Source organism: Erwinia sp. STN24 (assembly GCF_041320675.1).
In the GTDB taxonomy this organism is placed as follows: Bacteria; Pseudomonadota; Gammaproteobacteria; order Enterobacterales; family Enterobacteriaceae; genus Erwinia; species Erwinia aeris.
The window spans coordinates 1,037,452-1,055,379 of the sequence record NZ_JBGGPM010000001.1 but is presented as its reverse complement, the minus strand read 5'-3'; the positions used below and the strand labels follow the sequence as shown (position 1 = coordinate 1,055,379).

Genomic DNA, 17,928 nt, shown 5'->3' with positions numbered 1-17,928 from the left:
GCATTTTTTTGCGCGGAAGGGGGAAAGCGCCGCGCGGAAAAACAAAACGGGACGCTGTCGGCCCCGTATCCGTTACTCTTTTGGCAAGAGATGACCCATCTTCTCGGCTTTGGTATCAAGGTAGTGCGCGTTTTCAGGATTGCGCCCGACAATCAGCGGCACGCGCTCGATGATATTAATCCCCGCCTCGCTAAGGATCTCGACCTTACGCGGATTGTTGGTCAGCAAACGCACTTCATTAACGCCCAGCAGCTTAAACATGTCCGCGCAAAGGGTAAAATCGCGCTCGTCGGCCGCAAAGCCAAGCTGGTGGTTAGCCTCAACGGTATCGTAGCCTTTATCCTGCAGGGCATAGGCGCGGATTTTATTCAGCAGACCGATATTGCGGCCTTCCTGACGGTGATAAAGCAGAACGCCGCGGCCTTCTTCCGCGATATGGTTCAGCGCCGCCTCCAGCTGGAAACCGCAGTCGCAGCGCAGGCTGAACAGAGCATCGCCTGTCAGGCACTCGGAATGCACGCGCGCCAGCACCGCCTCGCTGTTCGTTATATCGCCATAAACCAGCGCCACATGATCGTGACCGGTTGCCAGTTCTTCAAAACCAACCATGAGGAAATCTCCCCACGGCGTGGGCAGTTTGGCTTCTGCTACCCGTTTAAGCTGCATGTGACTCTCCAGATACATCAGGGGCTGCGCTAACCTTTGCGCCGACCATTCATAATAGCTATTTTGCCACAATCGGGCGTCGGGCGGTTAACCTCTTCGAGCGATTGTTTTAATACCGCACAATTATCGCCATCTCAATCAATATGTTATTATTTTTTATCACGTTGTCATCAGAAATAAATCAATGCCTTACTGAATCGCCGGGGAAAGCCATGTTTGAGATCGCCAAACGCACCACGCTGGGTGCTCTGTTGCTGTTGATTATGCCATTCGGCGTGCTGCTGTCCGGCTGGCGCTGGCAGCCGGTGGAAACAGGGTGGGGCCATCAGCTGCTGTTCTGGCTGACCGAAACCGTGACCAGTCCATGGGGAACCTTAACCAGCGTGATCCTCTGCGCGTGGTTCCTGTGGTGCCTGCGCTATCGCCTTAAGTCGGCAATTATTCTGTTGCTGATCGTGGTGTCGGCAATCCTGCTCGGGCAGTACACCAAAACGTTTATTAAAGATCAGGTACGCGAGCCGCGCCCTTATGTGCTGTGGCTGGAGCAAAACCACGGGCTTGATGAAAAATACTTTTACGAGCAGACCCGCAAGCAGCGCAGCGTAATGGTGCGGGAAGCGATTGCGGAAGATCCTCGCCTGCCTGACTGGCTGAAGGCGCACTGGGAATTTGAAACCGGCTATGCTTTCCCTTCTGGTCATACCATGTTTGCAGCCAGCTGGGCGCTGCTGGCGGTAGGGCTGTTATGGCCTCGCCGCCGTATCGTCACGCTGTGCGTGCTGGTGGCCTGGGCGATTGGCGTGATGGCAAGCCGTCTGGTGCTGGGAATGCACTGGCCGCGCGACCTGATTACCTCAACGCTTATCAGCTGGGTGCTGGTCACGCTGGCGACCTGGCTGGTGCAGCGCTACAGCGGGCCGCTCACCGTTCCGCCGGCGGAAGAGCAGGAAATAAGCGAACGCGACGAGGCGTGATTGTGTTCGCGCCGTTTGCCCCCATAACCTGAGGATTGGGCAGGCATTTCATGCGCCCTGCGCGCATCAGGCAAGCAACAGGGCTAATTTTTTGGCATAATTCATCTGGTTATCACCAGACTATGGGACGGACTGTGAAATACTTGCTGATTTTTTTACTGGTTTTAGTGATTTTCATTATCTCTATTACGCTTGGCGCGCATAACGATCAGGTGGTTACCTTTAACTATCTGCTGGCGCAGGGCGAATATCGCGTTTCGACGCTGCTGGCTACGCTGTTCGCTGCGGGTTTTTTAATCGGCTGGGCGATTTGCGGTCTGTTCTGGCTTCGTCTGCGCGTGGCGCTGGCTAATTCCCAGCGTAAACTGAAACGTCTCCAGCAGAAGCTGGGGCAGGCAGAAGAAGCGGCGGCTCAGCCAGCCGTGCCTGCCGTTAAGGAATAATCCCCTATGTTGGAACTGCTGTTTCTGTTGCTGCCTGTTGCCGCTGCCTATGGTTGGTATATGGGGCGCAGGAGCGCGCAGCAGGATAAGCAACAGGAAGCGAGCCGCCTGTCGCGCGATTACGTCGCCGGCGTCAATTTCCTGCTGTCCAATCAGCAGGATAAAGCGGTCGATCTCTTTCTGGATATGCTGAAGGAAGACAGCGGCACGGTAGAGGCGCATCTGACGTTGGGTAACCTGTTTCGCTCGCGAGGCGAGGTTGACCGGGCTATCCGCATTCATCAGGCCCTGATGGAAAGCGCTTCGCTGACCTACGATCAGCGCCTGCTGGCCGTGCAGCAGCTGGGCCGCGACTATATGGCCGCGGGTTTTTACGATCGGGCGGAAGAAATGTTCAGCCAGCTGACCGATGAGACGGACTTCCGCGTCGGCGCGCTGCAGCAGCTGCTGCTTATTCATCAGGCGACCAGCGACTGGCCAAAAGCCATCGAGGTGGCCGAACGGCTGGTAAAGCTGGGCAAAGAAAAGCAGCGTATGGAAATTGCGCATTTCTACTGCGAGCTGGCGCTCCAGGCGATGGGCAGCGACGATCTGGATCGCGCTATGGGCCTGCTGAAAAAAGGCGAATCCGCCGACAGGCAGAGCGCCCGCGTCTCGATCATGATGGGGCGTATCCACATGGCGAAAGGCGACTATGCAAAAGCGGTTGGGTTTTTACAGCGCGTGATAGAACAGGATAAAGAGCTGGTCAGCGAAACGCTGGCGATGCTGGAAACCTGCTATCAACAGCTGCAACAGCCCAACGCCTGGGCCGAGTATCTGAAGCGCTGCGTTGAGGAAAATACCGGCGCGGCGGCCGAGCTTTACCTCTCTGACGTCATTGAAAAAGACGAGGGCGGCGAAGTGGCGCAGATCTATATTAATCGCCAGCTGCAGCGCCATCCTACCATGCGCGTTTTCCATCGCCTGATGGATTACCACCTGCATGAAGCGGAAGACGGTAGGGCAAAAGAGAGCCTGATGGTGCTGCGGGATATGGTCGGCGAACAGATCCGCACCAAGCCGCGCTACCGCTGCCACAAGTGCGGCTTTACCGCCCATGCGCTTTACTGGCACTGTCCTTCCTGTCGCGCCTGGTCCTCGGTTAAACCTATCCGCGGCCTGGACGGGCAATAAACCGGCCAGCGGCTCCTGTTGTGGAGCGCTGGCTTTTTTAACAGGTCAAAAATAGTTACAACATACTAATGAGTAAACTTCATATCAGGGTTTCAGCAGCAATGAGAGCCGCATGGTCTGGCAGGCGAAAAGGGAAAACTTGCCGCTAAACTGTGAATTTAACGACGTCGCAGGTAGAATGCTTGCCGTTTATCTCCTGCACCCTGCGGTGCGCTATTTCAGAGGGTTTCAACATGCAATCATCTCACGGCTCCCGGATCCTGGTGGCGCTGGACTACGCTAATCACGCCAGCGCCATGGCCTTTGTTGACCGTATCGATCCGCGCAGCTGCCGCCTGAAAGTCGGCAAAGAGATGTTTACGCTGTTTGGCCCCCAGCTGGTGCGGGATTTACAGCAGCGCGGCTTTGAGGTGTTTCTGGACCTGAAATTCCATGACATCCCCAATACCACCGCACATGCCGTTGCGGCGGCGGCCGATCTGGGCGTCTGGATGGTTAACGTCCACGCCAGCGGTGGCGCGCGGATGATGACGGCCGCTCGTGAGGCGCTAAAGCCCTTTGGTAAAGACGCGCCGTTGCTGATCGCCGTGACCGTACTGACCAGTATGGAAGCGGAGGATCTGCGCGGGATTGGCATCGAGCTTTCGCCAGCGGAGCATGCTGAAAGGCTGGCGCGGCTCACGCAGCAGTGCGGCCTGGACGGGGTGGTATGCTCAGCGCAGGAAGCGGCGCGCTTCAAACAGACGCTGGGCAGCGATTTTAAATTGGTCACGCCGGGCATTCGTCCTGCGGGCAGCGAGGCGGGCGATCAGCGGCGCATTATGACTCCGCAGCAGGCGCTACAGGCCGGGGTGGATTATATGGTGATTGGTCGTCCCGTCACCCAGGCCGCTGACCCGGCAGCCGCGTTAAATAACATCATCGCATCACTTCAGGAGGCATAATGGGCGATAACAACAGCCGTCTGGTCTATTCCACCGAAACCGGACGCATCGATGAACCCAAAGCGGCGGTACAGCGGCCAAAAGGTGACGGCATCGTGCGCATACAGCGGCAAACCAGCGGCCGTAAAGGCAAGGGCGTATGCCTGGTCACGGGCGTCGATCTGCCGGATGCCGGGCTGGAAAAGCTGGCGGCCGAGCTGAAGAAAAAATGCGGCTGCGGCGGATCGGTTAAAGAGGGCGTGATTGAAATTCAGGGCGACAAGCGCGATCTGCTGAAAACGCTGCTGGAAGCTAAAGGACTGAAAGTGAAGCTGGCGGGCGGCTGAAGCAAAAAGGCCGCGTTTTGTCGCGGCCTTGTGCTTTCTTTGCTTAACGGTCAGCCGTTAACGGCTGATCTGATGACCGATGATCCCGCCCACAGCGGCACCGCCGACGGTGCCCAGACCGCTGCCGTTAGAAAGAATAGACCCGCCGATAGCACCCGCGCCCGCGCCGATAGCGGTATTGCGATCGCGTTTCGACCAGTTTGAGCATCCGCTTAAGGAAAGCACCAGAGTGGCGGCCAGCAGGCCAGCGGTAATACGTTTAATTGTTACTGACATAGTCACTTCTCCATCATTGCTGCTGCAGGAATAACGCTATAAGTATAGAGGTTTACCTTGCCTTTTGGCCCGGATACGCCCGTTTCTTAGCGATTTATCTCACGTAAATAAAACATTGCCATCATATATCACGTCGTTCTTACCGTACTCGTGAAGCAACACTTACACATTTGTTAAGTTTCAGACTTATTTCTGTAAAGGTATTGCTGGCACGTATTCTAAGCATAGACGATCGTCTTCACAGGTAAAAAATCTTAATTTCCCACGCTTTTTACCGTCACCCAGCTAATTTCTGCCACGCATCCAGCGATTGCCTCCATACCCTGATGGCTGGCCAGCGGGGACAATGTAGAAAAAAGTGGGAGAAACCAAATGCTGGAAGAACTGAAACAACAGGTGTTGGAAGCCAATCTGGCGCTGCCTCGCCACGGTCTGGTGGTGTTCACCTGGGGTAACGTAAGCGCGGTCGATCGTGAGCAGGGCCTGATAGTGATTAAACCTTCCGGGGTCAGCTATGAGGCGATGAAACGCGAAGATATGGTCGTGGTCGATCTGCACAGCGGCGAGGTGCGGGAAGGCAATATGCGGCCTTCTTCCGATACCGACACGCACCGCGCGCTCTATCTGGCCTGGCCTGAGGTAGGCAGCATTGTCCATACGCATTCCCGCCATGCCACCATTTGGGCGCAGGCGGGCAGAGAGATCCCCGCCTGGGGCACTACCCACGCCGATGATTTTTACGGCGCCATTCCCTGTAGTCGCCAAATGACGCCGGAAGAAATCGGCTCCCGCTATGAGTGGGAAACGGGGCAGGTGATTATCGAAACTTTCCGTGAAAAAGATCTGGATCCGCTGGCTGTGCCGGCCGTTCTGGTCAATTCCCACGGCCCGTTTTGCTGGGGAAAAACGCCGGAAAAAGCCGTGCATTCGGCGGTCGTGCTGGAAGAAGTCGCCTATATGGGCATTTACAGCCAGCTGTTAACGCCGTCGCTGCCCGCCATTCAGCAACCGCTGCTGGACTGCCATTATTTACGCAAGCACGGCAGCAATGCCTGGTATGGTCAGATAAAATAATTTAATCAGAAATCATAACGTTATTTCCCTCCACCGGTCTTTGCGGTAAAAACCGTCAGTTATTAGCGCCTCGCTGGCTTTCAGGCCGGCGGGGTGAAAATAATTTACCTTTAAAATCAAACGAAAGTACAGCCGTCTCGCACTCTGCATTACGCTTGGAGCGCGCTTAAGCGCACCCATAAACAGAGGATGAGAATATGACCGTAATTAATCAGACCACCTGCCGGCTGTTTAGCGAAGCTGGACAAACCACTCAGCTTTCCGCCTACTACGAAGAAGGACGACGCACATTATGGATGATGCTACGCGCGCAGCCGCGCCCCAGCTTTAACCATGAGCTTATCGAAGAGATAATGAACCTTAGCTATGCCGCGCAGCGTTCCGGCTTGCCCATCGACTTTTGGGTAACCGGCTCGCTGGTGCCGACGATGTTTAATGCGGGCGGCGACCTCGGATTTTTTGTGGAATGCATTAAAAACGGGCGTCGTGAAGCGCTGCGGGCCTACGCGCGCGCCTGCGTGGACTGCATTCATGCGGCGGCGCGCGGGTTTGATACCGGCGCGGTGACCATCGCCATGATCGAGGGCAGCGCGCTGGGCGGCGGCTTTGAGGCCGCGCTGGCGCACCACTTTATCCTGGCGCAGGACACGGCGCGCATGGGCTTCCCGGAAATCGCGTTCAACCTGTTTCCGGGCATGGGCGGCTATTCGCTGGTGGCCCGGCGTTCGGGCATGAAGCTGGCGGAAGAGCTGATCTGCGAAGGAGAGTCGCATTCGGCGGAATGGTTCGAAACGCGAGGGTTGGTCGATCGGCTGTTCCAGCCGGGCGAGGGCTACCAGACTACCCGCACCTTTATCGACACGATGAAACCGAAACTCAACGGCGTCAGAGCGATGTTAAAGGCGCGTCAGCGAGTATTGCAGCTGACGCGGGCAGAGCTGATGGATATCACCGAAGATTGGGTGGAATTCGCCTTTTCTATCGAACCCAAGGATATAGCCTATATGGAAAGGCTGGTACAGCTGCAGAACCGCCACAGCGCGCAGGTTATGCGTAAAGCGGGTTAAGCACCGGCGTAACGTTTTGCCAGCCATTGCTCCAGCGCGTCTGCGGGCATAGGCCTGGCATATAAAAATCCCTGGCGAGCGTCCACACCGCTCGCCATTATAAATGTCTCTTCCTCTGTCGTTTCGATACCTTCCGCGATAACCTGCAAATTCAACGCCTTCGCGACCGCGACAATCGCCCGCACCAGCGATTGTGAAACCGGCTGACTGTTAACGCCGCGAATAAAGCTTTGATCCAGCTTGATGGCGTTAATCGGCACGCGCGCCAGCTGCGAAAGGGAGGAGTAACCGGTGCCGAAATCGTCCAGATGCACTTCCGCTCCCAGCGCCTGGAACTGATTCATCAGCGTCAACGCCTGCTGCTCGTTTTCAATCAGGCAGCTTTCGGTCAGCTCAATATCCAGCGGGCAGCTCGCCAGGTTCGCTTTGCCCAGCGCGCGCTTCAGATCGATATAGATGCTTTCATCAAGCAGCTGGCGCGGCGAGACGTTAACGGCCACGCGCAGGTTGATGCCTTTTTTGCGCCAGGCCAGGATCTGTTCAAGCGCGGTCAGCATGACCCAGCGGCCCAGCGGCACGATCAGCCCCGACTCTTCGGCATAGGAGATAAAGTCCGCCGGTGAAACCAGCCCGCGTTCCGGCGACACCCAGCGTACCAGCGCCTCTACGCTATGCACTTCACCGGCCCGATCCAGCTTGGGCTGATAGTGGATAATCAGCTGATCCTGCTCCAGCGCCTTGCGAAGATTGGTATCCAGCCAGAGATATTCAAATACCCGCTGATTCATTTCAGCCGCAAAAATGCAGTACTTGCCGCGCCCGTTCTCTTTTGCCGTATACATGGCCGTATCCGCATTGCGGATCAGGCTCTCGCGATCTTCGCCATGCTGCGGACTCAGCGCGATGCCGATAGAGCAGCCGGAATAGACTTCAATCAGCCCGATGCGGAAGGGCTGTCTGAGCCTGTCGAGAATGCGCGTAGCCATCGCTTCCAGCTCTTGCTGCGTCGCGCCGACCGCCAGCACCAGGAATTCGTCGCCGCCCAGGCGCGCCAGCGTCTGGTTCTTTGCCAGGCAGCTTAAGATAGCCAGCGACACCGCTTTTAACAGCTGATCGCCGAACATATGGCCATAGGCGTCGTTAACCTTCTTGAAATTATCCAGGTCGAGATAGACGATACCGATCTGCTGCTGCACCTCTTCCGCCAGCGCTTCTGCGATAGCGTTATTGATCGCATTACGATTGGGCAGGCCAGTAATGCCGTCGGTGTTCGCCAGTACCCGCAGACGCTCCTGCGCCCGTCGCTCTTCGGTAATATCGGTGCCGGAGCAGATCAGGAAGATTTCATTTTTCCCGCTGCCGCTGTGGACAAACTTGTTTCGGAAAAGAAACAAACGCTGTCCCTGACGGGTTTTCACCCATCTTTCCACTTCGTAAGAGTTGCCGTCGCGGAAAAAACCGCTGATGTTGCGACGTGACGAAGCCGCCTCCTGGCGGGTCATAAATAGTTGGAAGACGTTGCGGCCGATAACTTCCTGCTCTTTCAGCCCGGTATACTCCTCGCTTTTGCGGTTAAAGCGCTGAATATTGCCGCGCTGGTCCAGGATAACGATCACCGAGTTGGCTTCCGACACCACCTGTTCGGCAAACGAAAGGCCCAGCGCCAGATCGCGCGCCACGCTTGCGGTATCGCCCCAGGCGGAGGCGCTGCCCGCCCATTCGGTCTGGTTAACGCGGCGGCCAACCAGATGCATGGAAAGCGGCTCGCCATACAGCGACACCGTCAGGTTCACGCTGGAGGTGATCACGGTCATCGCGCGCAGCAGGCTCGCCTGCGTAGGCGTTAAGGGGATAACGACGTGCGTATCGGCCGATTCATCCTCTGCAAATAAAAGCGCATCGCTGTCGGACTTTAAACGCCAATGAGGGCTGTTAGTACCAAACCAGGTATAAAGTAGTGATTGCCCTTGCTCATCGGTCATCAGATTTCTCCCTGGAGGATGCAATACAGGCTGTATCTTCTTATTTTAGCAACAGTATTCGGCAAACAGGATAATCACAAGCGCAATGTTTAAGATATTTTTTATGTCGGAAATTAACTATGGCGAAAAAAGCCCCGACCGCGCGATCGGGGCGGAGATCAGCAGGGACATTTTCCAACTTTTCCCGCCACGGAAGGAAAGCGGGCTTCCAGGCAGTAGCGGTGAAACTCTTTCTCCGTCATGGCCTTATTAGCGGGATGATGCTGCTGCATATGTCGCAGGTAGGTTTGATAGTCCTGAACGCCAACCATCAGGCGAAAACACTGCGCCAGCCGCGACATTAACAAACGTAACGTTAGTGATTCTTTTAATACCGTTGTGGCTAAAGGTCGACAGCGGATCACCTGAAGCCGGTTTCTTGCAGGTCGGGAAAAAATCGCTCTAGCCATGACGCGCCTCGCTTCGCAGGGTAATATCGGCTTCGTGCACCGTCGGACTTTGACTGTTTAATGCGCGACGAATGACGAAAAAAGCCGCGATAAGCATGGTAACGGCAACCAGCATAAAAAAGGCGCAGAGTGCGGCGTTGATCTGATTGCTGAACACGATAGTCTGCATATCTGCTACAGTTTTGGCTGGTGCGATAATCACGCCGTCCTCAATGCCTTTAGAAAACTTTCTGGCCTGAGCAAGAAAGCCAATGGCCGGTTTTTCGTGGAAAATCTTCTGCCAGCCTGCATACATTGAGGTGATAAAAAGCCACGCCGTCGGCAGGATGGTCACCCAGGCGTAACGCTGTTTTTTCATCTTAAACAGGACAACGGTGCCGAGGATCAGCGCCATTGAGGCCAGCATCTGATTACCGATGCCGAACAGCGGCCACAGCGTGTTGATGCCGCCAAGCGGATCGACCACGCCCTGATAGACAAAGAACCCCCAGCCCGCTACCGCCACGGTGGTGCCCGCCATATTGCCCAGCCAGGAACGGTTGTTCGCCAGCGACGGCACCACGGTGCCCACCAGATCCTGCACCATAAACCGGCAGGCGCGGGTGCCCGCATCCACGGCGGTCAGAATAAACAGCGCCTCAAACAGAATGGCAAAGTGATACCAGAACGCCATCATGGCGCGGCTGTTAAACACTTCGGTAATGATATGCGCCATGCCTACGGCAAAAGTAGGCGCGCCGCCGGCACGAGAAAGGATAGTGCCTTCGCCAACATCTCTGGCGATGCCGCTCAGCATTTCCGGCGTCACCACAAAGCCCCAGCCGTTAATAGCCTGCGAGGCGGATTCTACCGTAGTGCCGATTAGTGCGGCAGGCGAGTTCATGGCGAAATAGACGCCAGGCTCAATGACCGAAGCGCAGATCAGCGCCATAATCGCGACAAACGATTCCATCAGCATCGCGCCGTAGCCAATCATGCGGATATGGCTCTCACGTTCAATCAGCTTGGGCGTGGTGCCGCTGGAGACCAGCGCGTGAAAGCCGGAGATAGCGCCGCAGGCGATAGTGATAAACAGGAAAGGAAACAGGCTGCCGGCGAACACCGGGCCGCTGCCGTCAATAAAACGCGTCACGGCGGGCATTTTCATCTCCGGCATGGCAAACAAAATGCCGATAGCCAGACCAACAATCACGCCGATTTTCAGGAAGGTGGAAAGGTAATCGCGCGGCGCCAGCAGCAGCCACACCGGCAGCACGGAAGCGACAAAACCGTAAATAACTAACACCCAGGTCAGCGTAGTGCCTTTGAGGGTAAAAAACGGCCCCCAAAACTCGTGTTGCGCGATGTTGCCGCCGTAGATAATTGCCGCCATCATCAGCACAAAACCAATCAGCGATACTTCTGCGATTTTTCCCGGACGCAGAAAGCGCATATAAATCCCCATAAACAGGGCAATAGGGATGGTGGCCGCGATAGTAAACAATCCCCAGGGGCTGTTGGCCAGCGCTTTGACCACCACCAGCGCCAGCGCGGAAAGAATAATGATCATTACGCCCAGCGCGCCCAGCATGGTTACAACGCCCGCGAACGCGCCCAGCTCCTGTTTCGCCATTTCGCCCAGCGAGCGGCCGTCGCGGCGGGTGGAGATAAACAGGATCAGGAAATCCTGTACCGCACCCGCAAGCATTACGCCGATCAGGATCCACAGCGTGCCGGGCAAAAAGCCCATTTGCGCCGCCAGAATCGGGCCGACCAGCGGGCCGGCGCCGGCGATAGCGGCAAAATGGTGGCCGAATAGTACCCATTTATTGGTGGGCACGTAGTCCAGCCCGTCGTTGAGCCTTTCGGCGGGAGTGAGCCGACGGTCGTCCAGTTCGAACACGTTTTTGGCGATAAAGCGGCTGTAGAACCGCCATGCGATGCTGTAGCAGGCCACGGCGGCCACCACCAGCCAGAGCGCGTTAACCTGTTCACCGCGGCTGAGCGCCAGCATGGCGAAGGCGATCGCGCCGACTATCGCCACGCCGGCCCAGACAATGGCCGATTTTACCTTGATCATCACAATACTCCTTGTTATCTCCCAGCGAGATAACGCTAAAGTAATGTTGATATTTTGTTAGTGAAAGCAGGGGGAATAAGAAGTGTGAGGCAAGAGGTTTTTTTCTCCGCGCGACCTCAGAGAGCAAGGGCGACAGAAGCAGGCGGGACAGGGCGTCCCGCCTGACAGAGCATCAGGCTGCCGGACGAGCCACGATGCTACGGGTTTCCATCCGCACTTCTGCGATGGTCACTTCGATCAGATCGGTCACGCGATAAACCACTTCGCCTTTGATCTGCACCGTGCCGCTTTCCTGGCTGCATACCATCTCATCACGTACCGCGTGAATAAACGGCGCAGGGATAAAGGCAACGGCGCCGTTAGCGGTCAGGCGCACGCGCATGCCGCCGCGAGACACATCGATAATCTCCGCCGCAAAGCGCTCGTCGGTGCCCGCCGCTTTCTGCAGGAAACGGGAATAGAGCCAGTCGCCCACGTCACGCTCTGCCATACGGTTCAGGCGGCGGCGCTCGCTCATCTTCACGGTAATCTCATCCTGCGGACGGGAAGCCGCTTCGCCTTTGATCATCGCTTTCAGCAGGCGATGGTTGATCATATCGCCGTACTTACGAATAGGCGACGTCCAGGTCGCATAGGCTTCCAGTCCCAGCCCGAAGTGCGGACCAGGCTCGATGCCGATTTCGGCGAACGACTGGAAACGACGGATGCGGCTGTCCAGGAACTGGGTCGGCTGCGCGTCCAGTTCGCGACGCAGCACGCGGAAACCTTCCAGCGTGGCGATAGCCTGCGGATCGACCTTCACGCCGTGGTTTTCCAGCACGCTGGCGGCCTGCTCGGCGTTCACCAGGTCAAAACCGAGGTGAATGTTGTAGATCCCGAAGCCCAGCTTCTCGCGCAGCACGGTGGCAGCGCAGATGTTGGCGGTGATCATCGCTTCTTCCACGATGCGGTTAGCGATGCGGCGATGTTCAGCAACGATATCCAGCACTTCGCCTTTTTCGCCCAGCAGGAAGCGGAAGTCAGGGCGATCTTTAAACACCAGCGCGTGGGTTTTACGCCACTCGCCGCGCGCCAGGCACAGCTTGTGCAGCAGACGGATCTGGGTAGCGATCGCGTCGTTTTCCGGCTGCCAGTCGCCGCTGTTTTCCAGCCAGTCGGAAACCTGGTCGTAAACCAGCTTGGCTTTGGATTCAATCCAGGCCGCGAAGAAGTGGATATCTTCGCCCAGCGTGCCGTCGGCCGCTACCGTTACGCGGCAGGCAAGCACCGGACGGCGCTCGTTGGGACGCAGCGAGCAGACGTCATCGGAAAGCTGGCGCGGCAGCATCGGAATGTTAAAGCCCGGCAGGTAGTTGGTGAACGCGCGCTCGGCGGCAATAGCATCCAGCTCGCTGTTCGCCGCCACGTAAGCGGTCGGATCGGCGATAGCGATAGTCAGGCGCAGCTGGCCTTCCGGTAATGCTTCTACGTACAGCGCATCGTCCATATCTTCCGTGCTGGCGCTGTCGATGGTAACAAAATCCATCGCGGTCAGATCTTCGCGCTCAAGCTGCTCGTCAAGCATCTCGCCAGCCACGGCTTCCGGCGCTTCGCGCTCCAGATTGTGGCGGGAAAGCGTCACCCACCACGGCGCCAGATGGTCGTCAGCGGTGGTGATAAAAGCGGTCAGCTCGGCGTAGAAAGTGCGATCGCCTTTCAGCGGATGGCGCTTCATCTCGGCCACGGCCCAGTCGCCAGCCTGGAATTCATGATTCAGGTTGCGGTCGGGACGGCACTGAATAGCGTCTTTGAGCAGTGGATGATCGGGCACGATAGAAAGGCGATCGTCTTTCTTCTGCACGCGGCCGACAAAACGCGTCAGGAAAGGCTCAACAAGTTTTTCCGGATCGGCGACTTCACGATCCTTATCGGTTTGCAGCACGGCAACAATGCGGTCACCGTGCATCACTTTTTTCATGAACGGCGGCGGAATGAAATAGCTTTTCTGGGCATCAACTTCCAGAAAGCCGAAGCCTTTTTCGGTGCCTTTTACCACCCCTTCAACACGCGGCGTCTGGGAGTGGAGTTTCTCTTTGAGCTGCGCGAGCAGCGGGTTATCCTGGAACATAATCTCAACGTTTTCGTGGCCTAAGAGCGGCAGACAGTTTTACGCGATTAACCGCCCCGCGGCAAGTAAAAAGCCCGGAAAATCGCGGGCTTTGCGAGGCTGTGCGCTGAATTGTCGCGCTTTTTTTGGCACGGGCTGGCGGCGGCAAAAGGGCGGAAGAATTTTCCAGCCGCGAATGCCTGTCGCCAGCCGTAAGAAATAAAAAAGCCGGGAAAATCCCGGCCTGGTGTTAGCGCATTGTGACTCAGGCGATACGCAAGCCTGGCTTCACTTCGGACAGGGTGATTTTCACCGGCACCGATTTAGACGTTGGCGTGCCGCTGCCGTCGCCAAAGCTGGAAAGCGGCACCAGCGGGTTGGTTTCCGGATAGTAGGCCGCCAGGTTGCCTTTTGGAATGTTGTAAGGCACCAGCTTGAACTCACTGACTTTACGGGTGATCCCGTCGTTCCACAGCGTTTCGATATCCACCTTGTCGCCCGCCGCAAAGCCCAGACGCGCCATATCTTCCGGATGGATAAACAACACTTCGCGCTGGCCATACACGCCACGGTAGCGGTCATCAAGGCCGTAAATCGTGGTGTTGTACTGGTCGTGCGAGCGCAGCGTTTGCAGCGTAAACGGCACTTCCACATCCAGCTGCGGGAACAGCGAGTCCGGCAGGCTGGCGGCGCTGAACTGCGCTTTATTGTTCAGCGTATTGAAACGGAACTCTGCCGCGGCGTTGCCCAGATAGAAACCGCCCTTGATATCGCACTTAGCGTTGAAATCCGTAAAGCCCGGAATGGTAGCGGCGATATGGTCGCGGATCAGATTGTAATCCGCTGCCAGGCCCAGCCAGTCCACTTTTTCCGAACCCAGCACGGCGTGCGCGATACCGGCAACGATCGCCGTTTCGGAACGCTGCGTCTCGGCGATAGGCTTGCCCACGCCTTCAGAGGCGTGAACCATGCTGAAGGAGTCTTCCACGGTGATAAACTGCGGGCCGGTCGCCTGGATATCCTGCTCGGTACGCCCCAGCGTCGGCAGGATCAGCGCGTCAACGGCACCAGGACACAGGTGGCTGCGGTTCAGCTTGGTGCTGATCTGCACGGTCAGGCCGCAGCGACGCAGCGCCTCTTCGGTGCGCGGGCTGTCCGGCGCGGCGGCGGCCAGGTTGCCGCCCAGCGCGATCAGCACTTTGATCTCGTCACGCAGCATCGCTTCCAGCGCTTCAACCGTGTTGTGACCGATTTCGCGCGGTGGCTCAAAGCCAAAGTGTTTGCCCAGGCTGTCGAGGAAGGCCTGAGAAGGCTTCTCGTCAATGCCCATGGTGCGGTTGCCCTGCACGTTGCTGTGGCCGCGAACCGGGCAAAGGCCTGCGCCTTTTTTGCCCAGCTGGCCAAACAGCAGCTGCAGGTTAACGATCTCGCGCACCGTATCCACAGAATGCTTGTGCTGCGTGATGCCCATCGCCCAGGTACAGATCACGCGCTCGGCGCTCTGGTAGATAGCGGCCGCTTCACGGATCTGCTGTTCGGTCAGGCCGGACTGCTGAACGATATGCGACCATTCCGTCGCCTCGACGGCAGCCAGGTAAGCTTCCATGCCTTCGGTTTTGGCATTGATAAAGACTTCATCAAACAGGCCAGGTTCGCCAGCAGCCAGACGGGCATAATGCGTTTCCGCCAGCGCTTTCACCATGCCGCGCACCGCTGCCATATCACCGCCGAGGTTCGGCTGATAATAGGTAGAGCTGATGGTGCCCGCTTTACTGGTTACCACTTCCAGCGGCTTCTGCGGATCCGCAAAGCGCTCCAGGCCACGTTCGCGCAGCGTGTTGAAGGTCACGATTTTTGCACCGTGATCGGCGGCGTGACGCAGGCTGTGCAGCATACGCGGGTGGTTGGTGCCGGGGTTCTGGCCGAAAACAAAAATAGCGTCCGCATGATCGAAATCATCCAGGCGAATAGTGCCTTTGCCCACGCCGATGCTGCGCTTCAGGCCGGTGCCGCTGGCCTCGTGGCACATATTTGAGCAGTCCGGGAAGTTATTGCTGCCGTTCATACGGCCAAACAGCTGATAAAGCCAGGAGGCTTCGTTGCTGGCGCGGCCAGAGGTGTAAAGCTCCATCTGGTCAGGATTGTCCATCGCCTTGATATGGCGGGCGATGAGGGCAAACGCGTCGTCCCAGCTGATGGGCTCGTAATGGTCGGTTTCACGATTGTAGCGTAGCGGCTCGGTCAGGCGACCCTGATATTCCAGGAAGTAGTCGCTCTGCTTATAGAGGGCGGAAACGCTGTGTTGAGCAAAGAAGCTGGCGTCGATAAAGCGGCGCGTCGCTTCCCAGGTCACGGCCTTGGCGCCGTTTTCACAAAAGCTGAAGGTGCTTTTGTTATCGTCGCCCCAGGCGCAGCCGGGACAGTCAAAGCCTTTGGCTTTGTTCATGCGCATCAGGTTGCGCATATTTTTCAGAACTTGTTTGCTGTCAAAAACGAAACGGGTTGTCGCTTCCAGTGATCCCCAGCCGCCCGCCGCCGCCTGGTAGGGTTTTATTGCAGTTTTAAATTTCATAGTGCTTCGCAGGTGGTTACAATGTTTTTGTCTTGTTAAGAAGTTATTACTTCTTTTATCGGCACAGTCTGTGACTTCTTAACAAAATTGTCTAATTGATTGCTTTAATCATGCGATAGGTGGGGTTTATCGCTAAAGCGTGAGACATATCAAAGAATCATACGGAAGCATATGCATTTCTCCGCGTCCCGTCTTGCGCTGGATCATACTCAGGCTTTCAGCCGGAAAGACGAGGGGCCTGTGAAAGAATTTGCCAGTAAAATTCATGCTTTCGGCAAAGCGCTGATGATGCCGATCTCCGTTATCGCCGCCGCCGGTATCTTTCTGGGCGTGGCGGCCGCGCTGCAAAACCCGGCGATAACCGGCGATGCGTTTGCCAGCCTGCACGTTCCACAGCTGATTATTGGCTTTATCCGCAAGGTGGCGGGCGCGCTGTTTGCCAATCTGCCGCTCTTTTTTGCCGTTGCCAGCGCGATTGGCCTGGCGAAAGCGGAAAAGCCGACCGCCGCCTTTGCTGCCGTTATCGGCTTTATCGCCATGCATGTCGGCGTCAGCGCCACGCTTGCGGCGCAGGGATTGACGGCGGCTACGACCACGCCGGAAGCGCTGCAGGCGAAAGGCATGGAGCAAACGGCCGCCATGATGACCTCGGCGGAATATATCCCGATGCTGGGTATCTTTACCTATAACATGAGCGTGCTGGGCGGCGTTATTGCCGGTTTGCTGACCGCGACCATTCATAACCGCTTCTATACCACGCAGCTGCCTACCGCTATCAGCTTCTTCGGCGGGCGACGTTTTGTGCCGATCGTGACCGTGCTGGTGCTGCCGCTGGTGGGCGTGCTGCTGGCGGCGATCTGGCCCACTATCGGCGCCGGTATCGCCTGGGTTGGCGAGCTAATCGGCAAAAGCGGGCAGTATGGGGCTTTCTTATATGGCACCAGCGAACGCCTGCTTATCCCTACCGGCCTGCATCATATCCTTAACGAAACGGTGCGCTTCACGCCTATTGGTGGCGTCGCTACCGTGGATAATCAGACCATCGTGGGCGCGCTGAATATCTTTAATACCGCGCTGACCCATCCCGGCTCCGTACCGGATGACATTATCAGAAACGCCACGCAGTTCCTGGCGCAGGGAAAAATCCCGGTGATGATGTTTGGCCTGCCGGCGGCCGCGCTGGCGATCTATCACTGTGCGAGGCCGGAGCACAAGCAGCGGGTCAAAGCGCTGATGCTGGCGGGCGCGCTCACTTCGTTTACGACCGGCATCACCGAGCCGCTGGAATTCTGCTTTATCTTTGTTTCGCCCATTCTTTATCTGCTGCACGCGCTCCTTAGCGGCCTGTCTTTTATGCTGATGTCGATGCTGCACCTGATGATCGGCAATATTCAGGGCGGCGCTATCGATCTCGTGGTGTTTGGTATTCTTGGCGGCAGCAAAACTCAATGGTGGTGGACGCTGGTGCTTGGCGCCATCTACGTGCCGGTTTACTACTACGGTTTTCGCTTTGTTATCCTGCGTATGCGGGTAGAAACGCCGGGCAGGGAAGCGGAAGAGACGGAGCCGGAAAGCAAAACGGTCGCGGCCGATCAGCGTATTCGGGTGATCATTAGCGGACTGGGCGGCGAAGGCAATATAGAGGACGTCGATTGCTGCTTTACCCGACTGCGGGTGCGGGTAAAAGAGATGAAAGAGGTCGTCGATCAAACGCTGATGACCACGGGCGCCAACGGCATCAACCGCGTCAGCGACCACGATATCCAGGTCATTTACGGGCCGCAGGTTGAAAAAATCGCCAGCGAGGTGAAAGCTGCCCTGGGCGTGGCCTGAC

The 17,928-nt window shown here is 56.9% G+C and carries 15 protein-coding genes; 8 read left to right on the top strand and 7 right to left on the bottom strand.

Annotated elements, in window-relative coordinates:
- Positions 1-72: 72 nt before the first annotated feature.
- Complete coding sequence (gene ribA, locus ACA373_RS04920; protein ID WP_125287710.1) at positions 73-666, bottom strand: GTP cyclohydrolase II; 594 nt, start codon at positions 664-666, stop codon at positions 73-75.
- Between the two features lie 212 nt (positions 667-878).
- Here ribA and pgpB point away from each other — a divergent pair, with 212 nt between their 5' ends.
- The 5 genes from pgpB to yciH all read left to right on the top strand — a co-directional run bounded on the left by pgpB (position 879) and on the right by yciH (position 4,529).
- Positions 879-1,640, top strand: coding sequence for a phosphatidylglycerophosphatase B (gene pgpB / locus ACA373_RS04915; protein WP_253453839.1), 762 nt, complete (start codon positions 879-881; stop codon positions 1,638-1,640).
- 134 nt (positions 1,641-1,774) lie between these two features.
- The gene (locus tag ACA373_RS04910) at positions 1,775-2,083 is read left to right on the top strand and encodes a LapA family protein (RefSeq protein WP_253453841.1); all 309 of its coding nucleotides are present in this window, start codon (positions 1,775-1,777) and stop codon (positions 2,081-2,083) included.
- 6 nt (positions 2,084-2,089) lie between these two features.
- Entirely contained in the window at positions 2,090-3,259 is a 1,170-nt protein-coding gene (gene lapB, locus ACA373_RS04905; RefSeq protein ID WP_253453843.1) for a lipopolysaccharide assembly protein LapB, read from the top strand.
- Positions 3,260-3,441: 182 nt separating this feature from the next.
- Positions 3,442-4,203: an orotidine-5'-phosphate decarboxylase gene (pyrF, locus tag ACA373_RS04900; protein ID WP_370734095.1), complete on the top strand. Its 762-nt coding sequence runs from the start codon at positions 3,442-3,444 to the stop codon at positions 4,201-4,203.
- Entirely contained in the window at positions 4,203-4,529 is a 327-nt protein-coding gene (gene yciH, locus ACA373_RS04895) for a stress response translation initiation inhibitor YciH (RefSeq protein WP_370734094.1), read from the top strand. Before pyrF ends, yciH begins: the two co-directional genes overlap by 1 nt.
- Before the next feature lie 57 nt (positions 4,530-4,586).
- Here yciH and osmB read toward each other — a convergent pair whose 3' ends face one another.
- The gene (gene osmB, locus ACA373_RS04890) at positions 4,587-4,805 is read right to left on the bottom strand and encodes an osmotically-inducible lipoprotein OsmB (protein ID WP_125287704.1); all 219 of its coding nucleotides are present in this window, start codon (positions 4,803-4,805) and stop codon (positions 4,587-4,589) included.
- Between the two features lie 372 nt (positions 4,806-5,177).
- Here osmB and ACA373_RS04885 point away from each other — a divergent pair, with 372 nt between their 5' ends.
- On the top strand, positions 5,178-5,879 hold the full coding sequence (locus ACA373_RS04885) for an L-ribulose-5-phosphate 4-epimerase (RefSeq protein ID WP_253453849.1): 702 nt from the start codon (positions 5,178-5,180) through the stop codon (positions 5,877-5,879).
- A 197-nt stretch (positions 5,880-6,076) separates the two neighbouring features.
- Complete coding sequence (locus ACA373_RS04880) at positions 6,077-6,946, top strand: crotonase/enoyl-CoA hydratase family protein (RefSeq protein WP_253453851.1); 870 nt, start codon at positions 6,077-6,079, stop codon at positions 6,944-6,946.
- Here ACA373_RS04880 and pdeR read toward each other — a convergent pair.
- From pdeR to ACA373_RS04855, 5 genes are all read right to left on the bottom strand, one after another.
- Complete coding sequence (pdeR, locus tag ACA373_RS04875) at positions 6,943-8,928, bottom strand: cyclic di-GMP phosphodiesterase (RefSeq protein WP_253453853.1); 1,986 nt, start codon at positions 8,926-8,928, stop codon at positions 6,943-6,945. The two genes, ACA373_RS04880 and pdeR, sit on opposite strands and share 4 nt — an antisense overlap.
- 158 nt (positions 8,929-9,086) lie before the next feature.
- Positions 9,087-9,377, bottom strand: coding sequence for a YbdD/YjiX family protein (locus ACA373_RS04870; RefSeq protein ID WP_253453855.1), 291 nt, complete (start codon positions 9,375-9,377; stop codon positions 9,087-9,089).
- Positions 9,370-11,436, bottom strand: coding sequence for a carbon starvation CstA family protein (locus ACA373_RS04865; protein ID WP_370734093.1), 2,067 nt, complete (start codon positions 11,434-11,436; stop codon positions 9,370-9,372). The genes ACA373_RS04870 and ACA373_RS04865 overlap by 8 nt, the downstream gene beginning before the upstream one ends.
- Positions 11,437-11,608: 172 nt before the next feature.
- Complete coding sequence (locus ACA373_RS04860) at positions 11,609-13,543, bottom strand: exoribonuclease II (RefSeq protein WP_370734091.1); 1,935 nt, start codon at positions 13,541-13,543, stop codon at positions 11,609-11,611.
- A 244-nt stretch (positions 13,544-13,787) separates the two neighbouring features.
- Positions 13,788-16,094: an FdhF/YdeP family oxidoreductase gene (locus tag ACA373_RS04855; RefSeq protein ID WP_253453861.1), complete on the bottom strand. Its 2,307-nt coding sequence runs from the start codon at positions 16,092-16,094 to the stop codon at positions 13,788-13,790.
- Between the two features lie 285 nt (positions 16,095-16,379).
- Here ACA373_RS04855 and ACA373_RS04850 point away from each other — a divergent pair, with 285 nt between their 5' ends.
- Positions 16,380-17,927, top strand: a complete 1,548-nt coding sequence (locus ACA373_RS04850; protein WP_369894825.1) for a PTS transporter subunit EIIC — start codon at positions 16,380-16,382, stop codon at positions 17,925-17,927.
- Position 17,928: the final 1 nt, after the last annotated feature.

Bases quoted from the DNA above. Each gene is read 5' to 3' on its own strand.
- ribA (WP_125287710.1), bottom strand. From the start codon at position 666: ATGCAGCTTAAACGGGTAGCAGAAGCCAAACTGCCCACGCCGTGGGGA.
- pgpB (WP_253453839.1), top strand. From the start codon at position 879: ATGTTTGAGATCGCCAAACGCACCACGCTGGGTGCTCTGTTGCTGTTG.
- lapB (WP_253453843.1), top strand. From the start codon at position 2,090: ATGTTGGAACTGCTGTTTCTGTTGCTGCCTGTTGCCGCTGCCTATGGT.
- yciH (WP_370734094.1), top strand. From the start codon at position 4,203: ATGGGCGATAACAACAGCCGTCTGGTCTATTCCACCGAAACCGGACGC.
- osmB (WP_125287704.1), bottom strand. From the start codon at position 4,805: ATGTCAGTAACAATTAAACGTATTACCGCTGGCCTGCTGGCCGCCACT.
- ACA373_RS04885 (WP_253453849.1), top strand. From the start codon at position 5,178: ATGCTGGAAGAACTGAAACAACAGGTGTTGGAAGCCAATCTGGCGCTG.
- ACA373_RS04880 (WP_253453851.1), top strand. From the start codon at position 6,077: ATGACCGTAATTAATCAGACCACCTGCCGGCTGTTTAGCGAAGCTGGA.
- pdeR (WP_253453853.1), bottom strand. From the start codon at position 8,928: ATGACCGATGAGCAAGGGCAATCACTACTTTATACCTGGTTTGGTACT.
- ACA373_RS04870 (WP_253453855.1), bottom strand. From the start codon at position 9,377: ATGGCTAGAGCGATTTTTTCCCGACCTGCAAGAAACCGGCTTCAGGTG.
- ACA373_RS04865 (WP_370734093.1), bottom strand. From the start codon at position 11,436: ATGATCAAGGTAAAATCGGCCATTGTCTGGGCCGGCGTGGCGATAGTC.
- ACA373_RS04860 (WP_370734091.1), bottom strand. From the start codon at position 13,543: ATGTTCCAGGATAACCCGCTGCTCGCGCAGCTCAAAGAGAAACTCCAC.
- ACA373_RS04855 (WP_253453861.1), bottom strand. From the start codon at position 16,094: ATGAAATTTAAAACTGCAATAAAACCCTACCAGGCGGCGGCGGGCGGC.
- ACA373_RS04850 (WP_369894825.1), top strand. From the start codon at position 16,380: ATGATGCCGATCTCCGTTATCGCCGCCGCCGGTATCTTTCTGGGCGTG.